Annotated in this window: 16 protein-coding genes; 12 read left to right on the top strand and 4 right to left on the bottom strand. The window is 60.6% G+C overall.

The features are described from left to right. The first annotated feature begins 8 nt into the window (after positions 1–8). Positions 9–440 (top strand): hypothetical protein, encoded by a 432-nt coding sequence (locus tag JHW40_RS23890; RefSeq protein WP_090617210.1) that lies wholly within the window; start codon positions 9–11, stop codon positions 438–440. Between the two features lie 478 nt (positions 441–918). Here the strand turns inward: JHW40_RS23890 and JHW40_RS23885 are convergent, their stop codons facing one another. The 3 genes from JHW40_RS23885 to JHW40_RS23875 form a co-directional block, all read right to left on the bottom strand. Then, on the bottom strand, positions 919–1,677 hold the full coding sequence (locus JHW40_RS23885; protein ID WP_139208264.1) for a hypothetical protein: 759 nt from the start codon (positions 1,675–1,677) through the stop codon (positions 919–921). 4 nt (positions 1,678–1,681) lie between these two features. Continuing rightward, positions 1,682–2,440 (bottom strand): hypothetical protein, encoded by a 759-nt coding sequence (locus JHW40_RS23880; RefSeq protein ID WP_139208263.1) that lies wholly within the window; start codon positions 2,438–2,440, stop codon positions 1,682–1,684. 66 nt (positions 2,441–2,506) lie between these two features. Next, positions 2,507–3,264 (bottom strand): IS5 family transposase gene (locus JHW40_RS23875; RefSeq protein ID WP_090617975.1). Its coding sequence is split into 2 segments (ribosomal slippage): positions 2,507–2,940 and positions 2,940–3,264, totalling 759 coding nucleotides; the frame shifts between segments, so codons are not numbered across the junction. Positions 3,265–3,494: 230 nt separating this feature from the next. Here JHW40_RS23875 and JHW40_RS23870 point away from each other — a divergent pair. After that, positions 3,495–5,180: a relaxase/mobilization nuclease domain-containing protein gene (locus JHW40_RS23870; RefSeq protein WP_170851935.1), complete on the top strand. Its 1,686-nt coding sequence runs from the start codon at positions 3,495–3,497 to the stop codon at positions 5,178–5,180. Between the two features lie 412 nt (positions 5,181–5,592). Here the strand turns inward: JHW40_RS23870 and JHW40_RS23865 are convergent, their stop codons facing one another. Continuing rightward, positions 5,593–6,639, bottom strand: coding sequence for an ester cyclase (locus tag JHW40_RS23865; RefSeq protein WP_244519336.1), 1,047 nt, complete (start codon positions 6,637–6,639; stop codon positions 5,593–5,595). Positions 6,640–6,769: 130 nt separating this feature from the next. On the opposite strand from JHW40_RS23865, the gene JHW40_RS23860 reads away from it, so the two are divergent. The 10 genes from JHW40_RS23860 (at position 6,770) to JHW40_RS23815 (ending at position 17,221) form a co-directional block, all read left to right on the top strand. Beyond that, positions 6,770–7,825, top strand: a complete 1,056-nt coding sequence (locus tag JHW40_RS23860) for an ABC transporter ATP-binding protein (RefSeq protein ID WP_090616723.1) — start codon at positions 6,770–6,772, stop codon at positions 7,823–7,825. A gap of 50 nt (positions 7,826–7,875) precedes the next feature. Continuing rightward, on the top strand, positions 7,876–9,084 hold the full coding sequence (locus JHW40_RS23855; RefSeq protein ID WP_090616725.1) for an ABC transporter substrate-binding protein: 1,209 nt from the start codon (positions 7,876–7,878) through the stop codon (positions 9,082–9,084). A 90-nt stretch (positions 9,085–9,174) separates the two neighbouring features. After that, a complete protein-coding gene (locus JHW40_RS23850; RefSeq protein WP_090616727.1) occupies positions 9,175–10,197 on the top strand; it encodes a carbohydrate ABC transporter permease in 1,023 nt (340 codons plus the stop codon). A 1-nt stretch (position 10,198) separates the two neighbouring features. Then, positions 10,199–11,353 (top strand): carbohydrate ABC transporter permease, encoded by a 1,155-nt coding sequence (locus JHW40_RS23845; protein WP_090616729.1) that lies wholly within the window; start codon positions 10,199–10,201, stop codon positions 11,351–11,353. 128 nt (positions 11,354–11,481) lie between these two features. Continuing rightward, complete coding sequence (locus tag JHW40_RS23840) at positions 11,482–12,012, top strand: ester cyclase (protein WP_090616731.1); 531 nt, start codon at positions 11,482–11,484, stop codon at positions 12,010–12,012. 10 nt (positions 12,013–12,022) lie between these two features. Beyond that, positions 12,023–13,354 (top strand): histidinol dehydrogenase, encoded by a 1,332-nt coding sequence (hisD, locus tag JHW40_RS23835; protein ID WP_090616733.1) that lies wholly within the window; start codon positions 12,023–12,025, stop codon positions 13,352–13,354. 25 nt (positions 13,355–13,379) lie between these two features. Next, positions 13,380–14,429 (top strand): ester cyclase, encoded by a 1,050-nt coding sequence (locus JHW40_RS23830; RefSeq protein WP_244519337.1) that lies wholly within the window; start codon positions 13,380–13,382, stop codon positions 14,427–14,429. Further along, a complete protein-coding gene (locus JHW40_RS23825) occupies positions 14,429–15,193 on the top strand; it encodes an SDR family NAD(P)-dependent oxidoreductase (RefSeq protein ID WP_090616737.1) in 765 nt (254 codons plus the stop codon). The genes JHW40_RS23830 and JHW40_RS23825 overlap by 1 nt, the downstream gene beginning before the upstream one ends. Next, on the top strand, positions 15,190–16,245 hold the full coding sequence (locus JHW40_RS23820; RefSeq protein ID WP_090616772.1) for a LacI family DNA-binding transcriptional regulator: 1,056 nt from the start codon (positions 15,190–15,192) through the stop codon (positions 16,243–16,245). Before JHW40_RS23825 ends, JHW40_RS23820 begins: the two co-directional genes overlap by 4 nt. Continuing rightward, on the top strand, positions 16,232–17,221 hold the full coding sequence (locus tag JHW40_RS23815; RefSeq protein WP_090616739.1) for a nuclear transport factor 2 family protein: 990 nt from the start codon (positions 16,232–16,234) through the stop codon (positions 17,219–17,221). The genes JHW40_RS23820 and JHW40_RS23815 overlap by 14 nt, the downstream gene beginning before the upstream one ends. The last annotated feature ends 36 nt before the right edge of the window (positions 17,222–17,257 follow it).

Genomic DNA, 17,257 nt, shown 5'->3' with positions numbered 1-17,257 from the left:
ATGTTTCCATGACTGTTTGGATTGCAAGCCAAGATGATCGCGAGCCATTTGTTTTGCCTGACGGGCGCACCATCTTGATCAAGTATACTTTCGTGGTTTCACCTGATCGGCCAGAGGTAGGGCGTTACGGTCTGTTCCAGCCCGAAAAAACTAAAGTTCTTTGGCAAAACGACACTGAGCAAAAATGCCTGCTGTTTGGTGGAAGTAAGAAAGCGCTAACTATGGCCTGTGAAAAGGCAGCAATCTTGCCTTGCGGACCAGAACGCCAGAAAGCTCATGAGGCTTATTTGAGCGCACGAAAATTCTTGTGGTCCGAAATGATTGGTCGCGTCGTGTGCGTCGAAGGCGATAAAGACCCCCAAGACATTTGGGTTGTAGGAATTGAAGAAACCTCCACGATGGATTTCGAGATAATGCTGGATCGGCATAGACAGTCCTGAACCTGACATTTGTGAACCCGGCAGTGTGCCGGTCTCGCTTTGAGCGATAGTCAGGGCAGGGGATCGACGAGCTGACGCCCGCTCACCCCAACCCTGGCAGTTTCCAAATTCTGTTAATCCGCCTGCCATCCCGGCAGGTCCGAGAAAACCGGCAAGCGCCGCCTTTGGCGTCGGTTCCGGTCGAGAATTCCGGTTCCTCCCACGCGCAGGCGCGCGGTTCCCTCCCAAATTCACGCCCTCCACCCGGTTGTCACGGCCCCACCAGGCCGCAGGACGGGCTTTGCCCTTACCTGCTCTGCCCTTCGGAATGCATGGGCATTCCAAAGATCAGAACAGGAAGGCCCGCCCATTGGCGGAAAGGGGGGAAGACCTGTCGGCGGGCAACCTGAAGGCCACCCGCCGACAGGCCCGGCGCTTCGCGCGGACGGGCATGTCATGCCCGCAGGACGAGAGAAGTTGAGTGAAGCGCGAAGGAGGCTCAGGTGATTTCTTCAATTTTTCCCGCCATCAGCTTTGGGAGAAGATCAGATCGGATGTCTTCCAACTTCCGCGCATAGGCGTCTTTTCGGTCGAAGCGAAAGGTCCGGCCAGTAAATGAACTCTTGTTCGACGGTTCCTTGTTCCAATGTGCGAGAATATAAAAATTGTCCTTTAGATAATACCCAACGACCTTGCAGGTTCGGTGCGAGCTTTCCTCTTCGATCCGGTCGAGCTCGCCATGCCGTGTTTGGTGTGCAAGCTGCTTCGAACTTGGCCATGGCACCTGCCAACGTCTGCCGGTTTGGTCGAGCACGCAAACCTTCGCAACCTTATCCAGATGCGCTACTCGCCTTTCTTCTATGGAGAATTCCTTCTTTTCGCCCTCTGACAGGCTCACTGGTTTCAGGCGGCTTAAATCGTCTGCGTTCCGAAATTTGCCGTCTCGCCAGAGACGACGACGAAACAAGCGGTTCTTCAGATCAGGAGGGTTATAGGAATACTCGATAGCATCGAGTGTAACAGGCCTTCGACCAACGCATCTTACAACAATCTTGTATTTTGGGCGAGGGACGCCGTTCGAAACCTCAAAGTCAAAAACGGCCTCACATTTTAACCGTGCTTGGTCGCGTTTTTGGTGTCGAAATCGCAACCAGAGCCCAAGAATACCCGTGATCGTGCCGATTGTGCCTGTGACCGCCCCCCAGATGGCGACCGCTTGAGTGCCTGTGAGTGCGGAGAAGTCTATCCAACCAGCCATTTGGTCACACAGCGCTTTCCAGCAGCGCGATTTCGTCTTCAGTCAGGTCGAATAGATCATAGACGATGCTGTCGATCTGGGCTTCGGCCTGGGCGATTTCGGCGGTCAGGCGGGCGATCTCGGCGCGGTCGCGGTTGATCCAGTCTTCCCAGTCGGAGCGATCGGCCAGCGGGATGTTGGCCTTGAACACCTTCTTCACCTCGGCGCGGAAGGCGGCGAAGTCGGGCAGGGTCCACCATTCCTTGAGCTTGTTGGTCAGCTTGGGCTCGCGTCCTGGCGGGCAGAGGTCGGGGATGCGGCGCGTGAGGGCGGTTTGCAGGGCTAGGCGTTCCTTCGCTAGCCCGCTGATTTTCTTCGCCCCCTGAGCTAATTCTGCCCGCGAATTGTCATTGGACTGAGGAATAGGCAGTGGTTCGATATATTGCCGCTTTAGGCGAAGGCGCCATTCTCCGCCCCGTAGGGCATTGGCTTCCCCTCTTAGGCAAAACCAGAAAAGCCTACTATTCAGAAGGGCAAGAAGCGTGAAGTCGGCATTGATCTTGAAGGTAGTCGTTTCATACAGATAACCGGCAGGAGCCATCGAAAACTTTGGCCCTTGAGACATATCTGGAAAACATATTCCTTCTTCTTCGAACCCCGCAACATAGCCTAGCTGATCTTGTTGAAGCTCAAACCATGCTTGTTTTGTGGCGCGAGCTTCTAACGCTTCGCGGAAGGGAAGCAGCCAATCTCGGATGGCTGGATAGTCGCCAATATCAATCATGCCCTTTGGAATGTAGATTATCCACCAACCTTCAGGCTGGATATGCCAACGTGCTAGGCTCAGGACTCATAGCCAATAAATGACGAGCGCCGCGAGTGCGATGGCGGAGAGGAAGACCTTTGGGCATCTGTCGTATCGGGTCGCCACACGTCGCCAATCCTTGAGCCTGCCGAACATGATCTCGATGCGATTGCGCCGTTTGTAGCGTCGCTTGTCGTATTTCACGGGCGTCTTGCGCTGCTTTCGGCCGGGGATGCAGGCGCGTATCCCTTTGTCTTTCAACGCGTCTCTGAACCAGTCGGCGTCATAGCCCCGGTCCCCGAGCAGCCATTCCACGTTTGGCAAGCTACCCAGCAAAGCCCGTGCGCCGATGTAGTCGCTGACCTGCCCGGCGGTGACGAAAAGATTGAGTGGGCGTCCCTGACTGTCACAGACGGCGTGCAGCTTGGTGTTCATGCCGCCCTTCGTTCGGCCAATCAGGCGTCCACGCCCCCCTTTTTCGCGGCCATGCTGGTCGCGGTTCGGTGGGCTTTGAGATAAGTCGCGTCGATCATGACCGTCTTTTCCTCGCCGTGATCGGCTGCCAGGCCAGCCATCATCTGCGCAAAGATGCCCTTGTCGCTCCACCGCTTCCATCGGTTGTAGAGCGTCTTGTGGGGGCCGTATTCCGCAGGCGCATCGCGCCAACGCAACCCATTGCGATTGATGAAGATAATCCCGCTCAAGACACGCCGATCATCGACGCGGGGTTTGCCGTGGGACTTCGGAAAATAGGGCTCAAGACGCGCCATCTGGGCGTCGGTCAACCAGAAGAGATCAGACATGTTCACCGCTCGTTTTTCGAACCGTGAATCACGCCGCCTCGCAGAAATCAATGGGTCCTGACCCTAAGGTTGCGTCCTCCGTCCTGTCAGACATCAACCTGCTCAAGCACCATCGTGGCAGTGGCTACGCTTTCGCGGACGGCACGCTCCGAAAACCCTCGCGTTACGGTTCACCGGCGTTCTCGGCGCGGGCGAACAACCTCTGGCGCGTGTCTCAGGGAAGCAATTCGGTGGTCCTGAAGAAGATCTATCGAGGCGGGACACATACACCGAAGCAGCTCGCAAACCAGTTCAACTACCTGTTCGGGAAATCAACCGGACTGTTTGGCAACATGGTGGAGCATGATGCCGAGGGGCGCACGCTCACGGCCGAGGAGCGTCAGAACATCATTGATGCCTGGTCAGACGGGTGGGGCAGGGACACCAAGAACGGGCAGACAACGCATCTGCTGGTCAGTTTCCCGGCCGATCTGAAAGCGGAGAAAGCACGGAAGATCGCGGAGATCTGGGCGGTCGAAACCTTCCAGACCGGACATACAGGCGTTCCGGGCACCGATGAATGGGCTTATGTCGCCGCGCTGCACACCGACCGCGCCAATCCGCATGTGCATATCGTGGTCAATAATCGTGGGCTTGAGCAGGGCGAATGGTTCTACATGGCCCAGGATCATGTCCACAACCTGCACGACATGAAGGAGCGCCTGGTCGCGATCGCCGCCGATATGGGCGTAACGCTTGATTCCTCATCTCGCCTGGATCGCGGTGTTCTCACCTATGGACCAAGCAGGGCGGAGATCGAGGCCGCGCGTCGTGAAGACAGGCCTGTTCACGAAAAGCCGCTGCAGGGCAGGGCGCTTCGCAATGCACTCTCGTATATCGGCCAGGGCAAGGTGGCCCTGCGCGCCCTGGCCAGCTTCGCCAGCGCCGCAAGCCTGGACGATATTTCCGCCAATCTCGACCGAGCCGCCGAAATTCTGGAACGCGGTGGCGTCATTACCCCCGCAAAAATGGAGTTGAAGATGGACATTGATAACGTCCAAACCCGTGCCGATCTGGCAAAGGCCTTCCCGAAATGGCTTGAGGACGTGGAGACCGAGATCGGAACCCGCAACCCGGCCGAGCAGGCCGAGCTGCGGAAGGACCTCGCGAATGTCACCAGTCTGGTGTTGCGTGACCTGGGCGATGCCGAAGGCGCCGAGCTGGCCAAGCGCCGGCCGGTCAGCGAGATCTATCGCACGCAGCAGACCGATGACCGGGCGAGCCGGGACGGCGCCGAAAAAACCATCGGCACCGACGCCGCGACCGAAATCAGGAATGATGTGCTGGCCCGTGCGGAACAGATCGGGTTCGACCGTGATGCGATCGCCAGCCGCCTGGCGCAGCCGGCCGACAACGCTTGGCAGGAGCGGCAATGGGTCGTTGACGATCTGCAGGCCGTCGCCAAGCATGGCAACCTCGATCTGGACAACCAGGCCGACCGCTACAAGGCAGCAGATCTGGTCGACAACTTCTATGAGAAGGCGGCCGCGTCGCTCAATCGGGTTCTGGAAAGCGAACATGGGGTGGTCAACGACCGCCTGCAGCGGACCCTTGGGGCGATGGCAAATTCGCTTGAGGCCAACGGCAGCGTGGAATTCGAGCGGGAGGACGATGCCGAACGCTTCGCGACGGCATTGAAGGAACGCTATGGCGAGGATGTGGTCGAGCGGATCGCGGCCGGCGACGATCGCGCGCTGGCTGTGGATTTCCCGGATCCGGCCGAGCGCCGGCAGGTCGCGCTTGGCATCGTCGCCGCGGCCGAGAAGCACGAAAGTGTCGGCATGTCCTTGCGCGAGGCCGAGCAGGCCAAGGAGCTGCTGCGCGAAGAAGTGGATAAATCGCATGAGCGGGACCGCGATGACGGCCACGAGCTGTAAGGACAATTCCTTCCTCTGGGGGTGTTCAGGGCGGCCGTTGGCCGCCCTCATTCATTCCGTCGCTGTGACCCAGGCGGGATTACTGGCCGTCAGTTCCTGGGGGCGATTGCGATCGCCCCCAAGCCCAGCATTCCTCCTGACGGGCGCGATGAAATTCGCGGGCATCATGCACGCTATGATGCGGCAGGACTGCGCGCTGGTGGCTCGCCTCGCGATAGATTGGAGCGCTGGCTCAGCAAGGGACTTGAGTCAATCTGGCGAAAAACGCTTGTTGTAATGCGTATGTGGGCCGAGCCTTAGTTCCTTGACACAGTTCCTTCGACGTCAGCGCGTTTTGCAATCTGTGTGGCAAGCGGCGAGAAGTGCCTCATTGAGGATAAGGACTTCGCTGAGGTAGATTGAAGTGAAGGGTTCATCTGTTCCCGAGCACATTCAGCTGCTCACTACGCTTCAAGACATCGAGGCCCTGCTGTTTCCAGAAGTGAAGCAGGTCGATGAAAATCCAGTTCTCGGCCAACCTATCGCCGTCCCGACGGTAGATATCAATGACGCGGAACTCGCCCGGTTTGCCCGTCGCGGGCATGCCCATGAAGCCACCGGTCGGGGTCGCGACGAAATTGGGCCATCCGAAGAAGCCGCCAAAGCTCCCCTCGGCCATGCGGCAGATATGCTTGGTCTTGCTGCGATCGGCGAAGCCGGCGCGGAAGGGGCCGGAATGTTGCCTGGCGTAACGCTCGATCGTGTAGGTCGCGCCGATCCCGGCGGGCCCCCACCAGATCATGTCGTCCTGCCAGGTGCGGGCAAGCTCATCTTCCAACGACAGGCCGCTGTTCCATTGGCCAAGATCCGAGATCATCGCCTCGATCGCAGCCAGAGTCGCCTTGCCTTCGTCGTCGGGCCGGTCGTCGAACATCAGGCCGTCATGGGTCATCGGGCCGGGCTGGACCAGATGCGCCCCGGTCTGTGGCGGAAAGGGGTTCAGTCCCGCCTGCATCATCAGGTGCGGGATGTCGAAATACATGGCGGTTTCGATGATCCGCCCGTCTTGAATGCGGTGGAACGCGCAATAGCGCAGGAACGCCATGCGCCCGGTCGGGGGGATACCCAGCCACGCTCGGTCGAAGAGGCCCATCAGGTGCCCCATCGAGCAGACCCAGTCCTGCGGCTCATCGGTCAGGCTGTTGCGGCCGGCCATAAAGACATCCATTCGGCGCTGCAGACGGCTGAGACCGTGACGCAGGGGCACCCAGAACCGAGTCGCGACCTCGGCGGCGCCAATGATTTCATTGAACGGATGAAAGCCGCGCCACAAAAGATCCGGAGCGCAATAACGTCGCATCACATCGCGCATCTGGTCGGGCAGGGCGGTGTCCAAGGCATGATAGAAGTCCCGCACGAGCTGCTTGGTCTTTAGGCGATCCGTCATTTCATCTTTCTCTGTCAAAGGTTTGATCCGCATCAGATCCGGCTGTATCTGGCACAATTCTAAACAAAATGAATGCGTATGCAAAAATATCTTGTCACAGCCTTGTCTGATTCGCTATGGTTTTTTGCAAGCGTATGCAAAACGATTCCCGAAGGAGGGCGCAATGGCTGAAATCCAGCTGCGGAATGTCGGAAAGCGTTGGGGCGCGTTTGTGGGTGTCCACAATTTCGACCTGACCATTGCCGACCGTGAGTTCCTCGTGCTGCTTGGGCCCTCGGGCTGTGGTAAGACTACCACGATGCGCATGATCGCCGGGTTAGAGGATGTCACCGAGGGCGAGATCCTGGTCGACGGCAATGTCGTTAATGATCTGGAGCCCAAGGATCGCGACGTGGCGATGGTGTTCCAGAGCTATGCGCTTTACCCGAACATGAATGTTTACGAGAACATCCGCTTTCCGCTGAAGGTGCGGGGCATCGACGCGGCGTCGCACGACGAAAAAGTGCGCCGCGCGGCCTCGATGGTTGAACTGGACGATTTCCTGCATCGCAAGCCCGCCGAACTGTCAGGTGGTCAGCGTCAGCGCGTCGCCCTTGCCCGTGCCATCGTCCGCGAGCCGAACGTGTTCCTGATGGACGAGCCGCTGTCGAACCTCGATGCGAAACTGCGGGTCTCCACGCGGGCGCAGATCAAGAACCTCAGCCACGAACTGGCCGTCACGACCATCTACGTCACCCATGACCAGATCGAGGCGATGACCTTGGCCGACCGCGTGGTGGTGATGAAGAAGGGCGTCGTCCAGCAGGTCGGCAGCCCCATGGAAATTTATGACCGCCCCGCCAATACCTTCGTTGCCAGCTTCATTGGCTCACCGGCCATGAACCTGATCGACGGGCGCGTCGAGAGCGGCGTGTTCACCGCGCAGCACACCCGGGTCGAGGGCGTGACGCTGACGGACGGCCCAGTCACCCTGGGCTTCCGGGCCGAGGATGCAATGCTTCAGGATCACGGCCAGATCGAGGCGCCGATCTATACGATCGAACTCTTGGGCGATGCGACGATGATATCGGTACGCGTCGGCGGGGCGCTGATCAGCGTCAAGGCCGACAAGACCTATCGCGCCGAGATTGACGACCGCATCGGCATCCGCATCCCGGTTGAGGCCTGCCACTTCTTTACCGCCGAAAGCGGCGAACGGCTCGACCCTCCGGCCCGATAGCGCATCATCGGATAACAACAGACGACAGACAAGATCACAGGGAGACCAAGATGAAGCTGAAGACCCTTTTCTTCGCAAGTGCTCTGTCGCTTGCATCGACCTCGGTCTGGGCGGCCTGCGCCTTTGAAAACGACGTGCCTGTTAAATCGCTGTCCGCTGGGTTCGAGGCCTGGAAAGCCGTGACGGACTCCATGGCCGAATGCGGCAACTTCACGGCTTCGCTGGACCAAGAGTTTAAGGAAAAGCAGCCCGAAGCCTTTGCGGCAAATCCGGCGCTGTACCAGATCGGCGGCGTGGCCAACGAAACGTTGATCCCGCTGCTGAACGCCGGAACGATCCGTCCGCTGGACGATTTGGTCGAGAAATATGGCCAGAACCTGACCCCGAACCAGCTCATCACGGTGGACGGGCAGATCATGGCCATCGCGATGATGGTGAACGCCCAGCACCTGATGTACCGCGAGGACATCTTGGCCGATCTGGGCATCGAAGAACCCAAAACCTACGATGATGTCCTGGCCGCCGCTGAACAGATCAAGGCTGCCGGCGTGGTCGAGTATCCTCTGGGAGGCACCTTCGCGACGGGCTGGAACCTCGCGCAGGAATTCGTGAACATGTATCTGGGCGAGGGCGGCAATTTCGTCGATGACGCGAACATGCCAACCATCAACACGCCCGAGGGCGTCAAGGTGCTTGAGACCCTGAAGGCGATGACCGCCTACATGGATCCCGAATACCTCGTCTCGGATTCGACCTACGTTCAGCAGCAGTTCCAGCAGGGCAAGATCGCGATGGCCAATCTTTGGGCCAGCCGCGCCGCCGCGATGGAAGACCCAGCCGAAAGCCAGGTGGTCGGCAAGGTCAAGATGGCCTCGGCCCCGATGGGATCTGCCGCACCCGCGACCTCGCTATGGTGGGATGGCATCGTCTTTGCCAAGAACATGACGGACGAGCAGGCCGATGCGGCCTTCCGCGTGGCGATGGAAGGCATCGACACCGAGATGGTGCAGACCAACAACGACGCCGCGGTGTGGTTGGTGCAGGGCTATGAGGTCGGTCCGCTTTCCGCCGGCGTCGCCGCGACGGCCGAGAATGGCGCCCGCCTTTACCCGGCTTCGACCGCGCTTGGTATCCTGCACTCCGCGATAGGGAGCGGGCTGGCCGCATATCTGACCGGCGCCAAGGATGCGGAAACCACCCTTGCCGATATCGAGGCCAGATACCTGACCTCGGCGAAAGAGGCCGGGCTTATCAACTAAGGCGTTCTCCCCGCCGGACTGGGGAGGGTTTGCCCTCCCCGCTTTTTCCGCCCGCGCGCCCCTAAACGGACCCGAGAGAAAGACAGAGACATGAACTTTCGCACCTTTGCCGCCTTTGTCGGCCCCTCTGTCTTGATGATGCTGCTGTTCATCGCGCTTCCACTGATCAGCGTCTTTACCCAAAGCTTTTATATCACCCAGCCGGTCTATGAGACGGTCGAAGTCGAGTCCTGCACGCCGGGATTTCCGACCCAGACTTGCGTGACTGAACAGAAATCCGTCCCGATGCTGGACGAAAACGGTGCGATCGCCAAAGAGACGCGCTTTGTCGGGCTGGACAGCTATCGCAACGTGCTGGAACCCGAGCGCGCGTGGAGCGCGATTTCCAACCTCGACTGGCGTGCCTTTCAGGCCATCGATTTCTGGAAGGCCCTACGCTTTACCCTGACCTTCACGCTATTCACCCTGCCGCTGGTTCTGGGTCTTGGTCTGACCATCGCGCTGGTCCTGAACAACACCGCCAAGATGTTGCGCGGCCCGGTCATTTTCGTATCGCTGCTGCCTTTCATCATCACGCCGGTGATCGGCGCTCTGTCGATCAACTGGCTGTTTCGGGGCGATGGTATCCTGACCCAGCTGATCGAACGCATGATCGAGCGTGATGTCGCGCTGTTCGCGCAGGCCTGGACGCTAGAACTGCTGATGATGACCTATCGCGTTTGGCACGTCGCGCCCTTCGCGGCGATCGTCTTCTACGCCGGGCTGCAAACCGTCAACAGCGACGCGCTGGAAAGCGCGCTGATCGACGGCGCTTCGCGCTGGCAACGGCTGCGCTATGTCGTGATCCCGCATCTGATGCCGCTGATCGTGTTCATCTCGATGATCCATCTGATGGACAGCTATCGCGTCTTCGAAGAGATCATCGGCTTCTCCAGTCAGGGACACGTGATTTCGCTGCAATGGCTGACCTATGACTTCCTCATCCCCGATCAGGCCGGCAACCGCTCGATCAGCCGCGCCTCGGCCAGCGCCATGCTGACCATGATCGGGATCGCTCTGCTGCTTGTCCCGCTGCTGCGCCGCACATGGCGCGACCACAAAGGAGGTCACTGACATGCCCTCGCGCGCCTTGGCCCAACCGCTGCCCCTGAAAGTGGCATCGGCTGCCTTCCTTCTGGTCTGGTGCATCGTCGCCGCCTTCCCGATCTTCTGGATCACGGTGATGAGCTTCAAGTCACCCGTCGACGCTTTCGCCAGCAATCCGTTGGACGTGATCTTCGGCCCTGCGACGCGGGCAGGGGGCAAGGGCATCTCGATCATCGACATCGTGCTTGGCCTTGCGGTGATCTGGGCCTCAGCCCGCGTCTCGACCCGTGCGCTGCCGCGCCTGATCGCCAATTATTCGCCGACAGGCTATGTCTGGGCCGGGTGGATCATCGGTGCGATGGTGGTGGTTCTCGGCTTCCTGATCGTCTTTTTCGGGGTGATGCCCGCGATCCTCGACGTGCTGAACCCGTTCCTGGGGCCGCTTGGGCGTGACGTCGTCGGCCTCTCGACCGAGCATTACAAAACCGTCTGGATCGACCGGGGCTTTTCGAACAACTTCCAGAACTCGCTGATCGTGACGGCGGGGGTGGTGACGGTATCGCTTACGGTGGGCACGCTGGCCGGATACGGGCTGGCGAGGTCGGGGTCCAACCTCGCCTTCGGGATCCTGATCGCCGCGCTCATCTTTCGCGCCCTGCCGCACTCAGTGCTGGTCGCGGGTTACCTGCCGGTCTTCATCAACTCGGCCGAGTGGCTACGCCCGATCCTCGGTGAGAACGCGCCGACCCTCTACGGCAAGCCATGGGCGACGATCGCCGTGCTGGTCGCGATCAACCAGCCCTTCACCATCTGGATGCTGCGCTCGTTCTTCCAGAACATTCCTGCTGAGCTGGACGAGGCCGCGCGGGTCGATGGCTGCAGCCACTTCCAGGCCTTCCGCAGAGTGATCATGCCGGTCATGTGGCCGGGGGTCATCACCACGGGACTGTTCAGCTTCCTGCTGGGCTATAATGATTTTCTGGTGACCTCGCTGCTGCTCGACGCGCAGAACCAGACGATGGTTCCGGCCATCGCGGGCATGTTCAACCGCGAGACGACGACCACCGACCAAGTGGTGGCGGTCGCGGCGGCGGTGTCGATCACCGCGCCCCTGTTCTTCCTTGTGATGGTGTTCCAGCGCCAGATCGTCAGCGGTCTGACCGCAGGGGCGGTGAAAGGCTGATGAGCGCAAGTTTCCGCCATAGCGCACTGTCGCGCCATCCGGCCCTGAACCGGATGCCGAGGGACTTTTTGATCCGCCGGGTCACCCCGCCCCAAAAATCTTCCTCTGACATTTGAAAGGACAAGTCCATGAAAGGCTCTCGCCCCGCACAAGCCGTGCTGACCAAGGACACGGATCTCAGCAAGACCGACGAAACCCGCGCAGTAATCGAGGCGATGGTCGACGGTCTGAACGACCACCGTATCGCCGATATCGGCGAATTCTTTGCCCAAGGCTTTCGCTGGATCGGCAATCAGGGTTGCGGCACCAAGACCGGCATTGAGGAATTCCAGAACAACTGGCAGCGCCCGTTCCAGGCGGCGTTCTCGGATAAGGTCTGCATCGACGAGGCTCGCCTATACATGGGCGAATGGGCCGCGGCTTTCGGTCGTCAGGAAGCCACTCATAGCGGCGATTTTCTGGGCATCGCTCCGACCGGCAAGCGGGTCAAGATTCGCTATATGGATTTCTGGAAAGTCGTCGACGGGAAGATCGTCGACAACTGGGTGAACGTCGATTTCGCCCATGTCGCCGCGCAGCTTGGCGTCGACCTTTTTGACGGCCACGGCTGGGAAGCATTTGATCGTGGCGAGAAGACCCCGCCCCGTCCCAAGAACTGAGGACAAGTTCATGACCGTTGAATATCTGAAACGCGGCAAGCCCGAGGCCGACCGGGCAGAAGATGACGCCAAGACCCGCGCCGTCGTCGAAGCGACCTTGAAGGACATCGAGGCGCGGGGCGATGCCGCCGTGCGTGAGCTGTCCGAGAAATTCGACAAGTACAGCCCCGACAGCTTTCGCCTCGGCCAGGACCAGATCGACGCGCTGATTGCCTCGCTCAGTGAGCGTGAGCTGGCCGATATCAAGTTTGCGCAGGAACAGGTGACGAAATTCGCGCAGGCTCAGCGCGACTCGATGCTGGAAATCGAGGTCGAGACCCTGCCGGGCGTGATCCTGGGCCACAAGAACATCCCCGTGCAGTCGGTCGGCTGCTATGTTCCGGGTGGCAAGTTCCCGATGGTCGCCTCGGCCCATATGTCGGTGGCGACGGCCAAGGTCGCGGGCGTGCCGCGCATAATCGCCTGCACGCCGCCCTTCAACGGCAAGCCCAACGCCGCCGTGATCGCCGCGATGCATCTGGGTGGCGCGCATGAAATCTATGTCATGGGCGGCATTCAGGCGATCGGTGCCATGGCCATCGGCACCGAAACGATCGAGCCGGTGCATATGCTGGTCGGCCCCGGTAATGCCTTCGTCGCCGAGGCCAAGCGTCAGCTATTCGGTCGCGTCGGCATCGACCTGTTCGCCGGCCCGACCGAGACCATGGTCATCGCCGACGAAACCGCCGCCGATGCCGAACTGTGCGCGACAGACCTTCTGGGACAGGCCGAGCATGGCTACAACTCGCCCGCGGTCCTGGTGACCAATTCGCACGCTCTGGCCACGGCCACCCTGTCCGAGATTGATCGCATCCTGCAGATCCTGCCGACCGCCGCCACCGCCCGCGTCAGTTGGGAGGAATATGGCGAGGTGATCGTCTGCGACAGCTATGACGAGATGCTGGAGGTCGCCAATGACATCGCCAGCGAGCATGTGCAGGTGATGACGGGCCGCGACGACTGGTTCCTTGAGAAGATGACTAGCTATGGTGCGCTGTTCCTTGGCGCGCGCACGAATGTGGCCAATGGGGACAAGGTGATCGGCACCAACCACACGCTGCCGACCAAGAAGGCGGGCCGCTATACCGGCGGGTTGTGGGTCGGCAAGTTTTTGAAAACACACAGCTATCAGAAAGTGACCACTGACGCGGCAGCGGCAATGATCGGCGAATACGGATCGCGCCTGTGCATGCTGGAGGGCTTTGTCGGCCACGCCGAACAATGCAACATCCGCGTCCGCCGCTATGGCGGCGTCAATGTCCCGTATGGCGAAGCCGCGCCCTATCGCGAAGCAGCCGAGTAGTGACGCAATGAAAGATCACAGTACGATGGACAAGCATAGCCAGAATAAGGCGCTGATCGGGACCCTGCGCGCGGCCATGTATGATTTCGACGAGGCTGTCGTCCGCAAGGCGCTGGCCGATGTGTCGGCCCCCGATGCGCTGTTCCGCCTGTGCCATCCGTTCGGGGACAGCGCCGGTTCGGAAGCTTTCTACGACACCGCCTATCGCGATCTTCTGGACGCATGGCCGGATTTGGAACGTCGAGACTATATCGTCATGGCGGGCACCGACGAATTCGGTGCCGACTGGGTCGGCTGCGGCGGTTACTACACCGGCGTCTTCACCGGCCCCTGGCTGGACATCCCACCGACCGGCCATCAGGCGGTGATGCGGTTCCACGAATTTTTCCGCATCGAGAACAGCAAGATTGTCGAATTCCAGGCCCTTTGGGACATCCCCGAGGTGATGGTCCAGGCCAGCGCCTGGCCGATGGCCCCGAGCCTTGGACTGGAATTCCATGTCCCCGGTCCGGCCACGCAGGACGGTTTCGTGCCCGGCCCGCATGACGAAGCACGCTCGCTGGCGACGCGCCAGCATATCGTGGACATGCTAGAGCATCTGAAGAAGCACCCCAAAGAGGGCGGCCCCGAAGTGATGGAGATGGATCGTTTCTGGCATCCGCGAATGAACTGGTACGGTCCCAGTGGCATCGGCACCGGGCGCGGCATCGCCGGGTTCCGCAACTGGCACCAGATCCCCTTCCTAAGCGGGATGCCCGATCGCGGGCAGTATCTGGACGAGATCACTTACCATTTCTTTGGCGATGGCGATTACGCCGCCGTCACCGGCTGGCCAAACATGATCCAAACCGTCACCCATGACGGCTGGCTGGGCATCGCCCCGACGGGCAAGCGCATCACCATGCGCAGTCTTGACTTCTGGCGGTTGGAAAACGGCAAGATCCGGGAGAACTGGGTTCTGGTCGATCTTCTGGATGCTTATCGGCAGTTGGGGGTGGATGTCTTCGCGCGGCTACGCGAATTCAACAAGGCCCGCAATATCGGACGTATCTCGATCCCGGATGGTATGAACTGATGAGCGAACTTCCCCGTCCCCCGTCCTTCGATCTGACCGGCCGGCGCGCGCTGGTGACCGGCGCTTCGTCCGGCATCGGTCAGGGCTGCGCGGTGGCCTTGGCCAGCGCGGGCGCGCATGTCGTATGCGCGGCACGGGGGGCAGGGCGCTTGGATGAGACGGTCGCCGGGTTGATCGAACGCGGCTGGTCGGCACAGGCGCAGGTTCTGGACCAGAACGACCTGACTGCGCTGGACGCGTTGCTGTCCGGCGAGCCGTTCGACATCGTCGTAAACTCAGCCGGGCTGGCGCGGCACGGCCCTGCGCTGGACACCACCCCCGAGGATTTCGACACGGTGATCGGCGTCAATCTGCGCTCGGCCTACTTCCTGTCGGCGGGCGCGGCCCGTGCGATGAAGGCGGCGGGGCGCAAAGGCTCAATCATGCATATCTCCAGCCAGATGGGGCACGTGGGCGGGATCGACCGGGCGCTCTATTGCGCCAGCAAGCACGGACTTGAAGGCATGGTCAAGGCGATGGCGCTGGAATGGGGCAAGGCCGATATCCGGATCAACACGATCTGCCCGACCTTCATTCGCACGCCGCTGACCCAATCGACCTTCGATAATCCCGAACGCGCCGTGTGGATCATGGAAAAGATCAAGCTGCCGCGCGTCGGCGAGGTCGAGGACATCATGGGCGCGGTTCTGTACTTGGCCTCGGATGCATCGGCCATGGTCACTGGGTCGTCGATGCTGATCGATGGTGGCTGGACGGCGGACTGATTGTGGAAAAGGTCACATCCATACAGGTTGCGGAACGGGCGGGCGTCAGCCAGTCGGCCGTCAGCCGTGTCTTCACGCCCGGTGCATCGGTCAGCAAGAAGACTGCCGAGAAGGTACGCAAGGCCGCCAAGGAACTGGGCTATCGGCCGAATATTCTTGCGCGCGCGATGGTATCGGGCCGCTCGCGGATCATCGGACTGGTCGTCGCCTACCTGGAGAACTACTTCTACCCCGAGGTGGTCGAGAAGCTGTCGAACAGCCTGCAGGAACGCGGCTATCACGTGCTGATCTTCATGGCCTCGCAGACCACTGGGAATATCGACGACGTGATGGAGGAAATCCTCGACTACCAAGTCGATGGCATCATCCTGGCCTCGGTCGCGCTGTCATCCGATATCGCCACGCGCTGTCAGCAGGCCGGCGTTCCGGCGGTGCTGTTCAACCGTTCGCAATCGGGGGAGGGTGTGACCTCGGTCACCTCGGACAACCATGCAGGGGGGCGCAAGGCGGCCCGTCTGTTGGTCGCAGGCGGCCATCACCGCTTGGGTTATATCGCGGGCTGGGAAGGCGCCTCGACCCAGCGTGACCGGGAGGCCGGGTTCCGCGCCGGACTGGCTGAGGCGGGGCAAAGCCTGTTTGCCCGCGAGGTTGGTGATTTCAATGCCGACCGCGCTCGCGACGCCGCCCGTCGCATGTTCGAGCATGCCCCGGCGCAGCGCCCCGATGCCGTCTTCGTGGCCAATGATCACATGGCCTTCGCGGTGATGGATGTGCTGCGTTTCGAACTGGGGCTGTCGGTCCCGCATGACGTGTCGGTCATAGGCTATGACGATGTGCCCCCCGCCGCGTGGCTGGCCTATGGCCTGACTACGATCCGCCAGCGCGCCAACCTGATGGTGGCCGAGACCGTCGCCGCGCTGATCGAGATGATTGAATCACAAGATCCCCCCATGCCCCGGAATATTCAGATCGATGGCCCGCTGATCCTGCGCAAATCGACCCGCATTCCCGAAGGCTGGACCCCTGAAAGGATAGGACATGAAGGGCTTTGATACCAAGTTTCGTGATTTTCCCGATTACATCATCGGGATCACCAAGGAGATATGGGAAGATCGCGGCATTGACACGCTGCATCGTTACTACAGCAACGAGATCGTCGTCCGCTCGCCCGCTTCGGTCGTGCTGGGCAACCGGAAAGTCATTGGCGCGACCATGGCGACGCTGGCCGAGTTTCCCGACCGGGAGTTGCTGGGGGAGGATGTGATCTGGTCCGGCACCCCGGAAGAGGGGATGCTCAGCTCGCATCGCATCATCTCGACCGCGACGCATCTGGGCGACGGGGTCTATGGTCCGGCCAGCGGCACCAAGCTGCGCTATCGGATCCTGGCTGACTGCCATGCGATCGACAATCAGATCAACGATGAATGGCTGATCCGCGATCAGGGCGCGATCGTGCGCCAGATGGGCTGGGACCCCAAGAACTATGCTGCCGACCTGATCATTCGCGAAGGCGGACCCGACACCTGCGTCAAGCCGTTGACCCCGGGGACCGACCGGCCAGGGCCGTATACCGGGCGCGGCAATGACAATCCCTGGGGCCAGCGCCACGCTGACATCCTGACCCGGATCATGGGCGCCGACATGGCGGTGATCGAACAGGAATATGACCGCGCCGTGCAAACCGAATATCCCGGCGGCGTGACGGGCCACTCCTTCGGTGCGGTGGACCGGTTCTGGATGGGGCTGCGCGCCTCGTTCCCGAACGCCGCCTTTACCATCCACCATCAGATCGGCCGCGACGATCCGGCGATGCCGCCGCGGTCCGCCCTGCGGTGGAGTCTGCACGGCACCCATGACGGTTGGGGTGTATTCGGCGCCCCGACCGGGGCCGAAGTTTATGTGCTTGGTATCAGCCATGTCGAATTTGGCGCGTTGGTGGCAGATGAGCCTAAAATCCGCCGCGAGTATACTCTGTTTGATGAAACCTCGGTCTGGAAACAGATCTTGCTGCATACCGGCCAGAAGTGATGGCAGCGCCCTTCATGAAGTTGACGGATGGCGAGG

The organism is Paracoccus alcaliphilus (genome assembly GCF_028553725.1).
Taxonomy (GTDB): Bacteria; Pseudomonadota; Alphaproteobacteria; order Rhodobacterales; family Rhodobacteraceae; genus Paracoccus; species Paracoccus alcaliphilus.
Note: the sequence above shows the minus strand (reverse complement) of the source record. Positions and strands in the feature narration are given on the sequence as shown.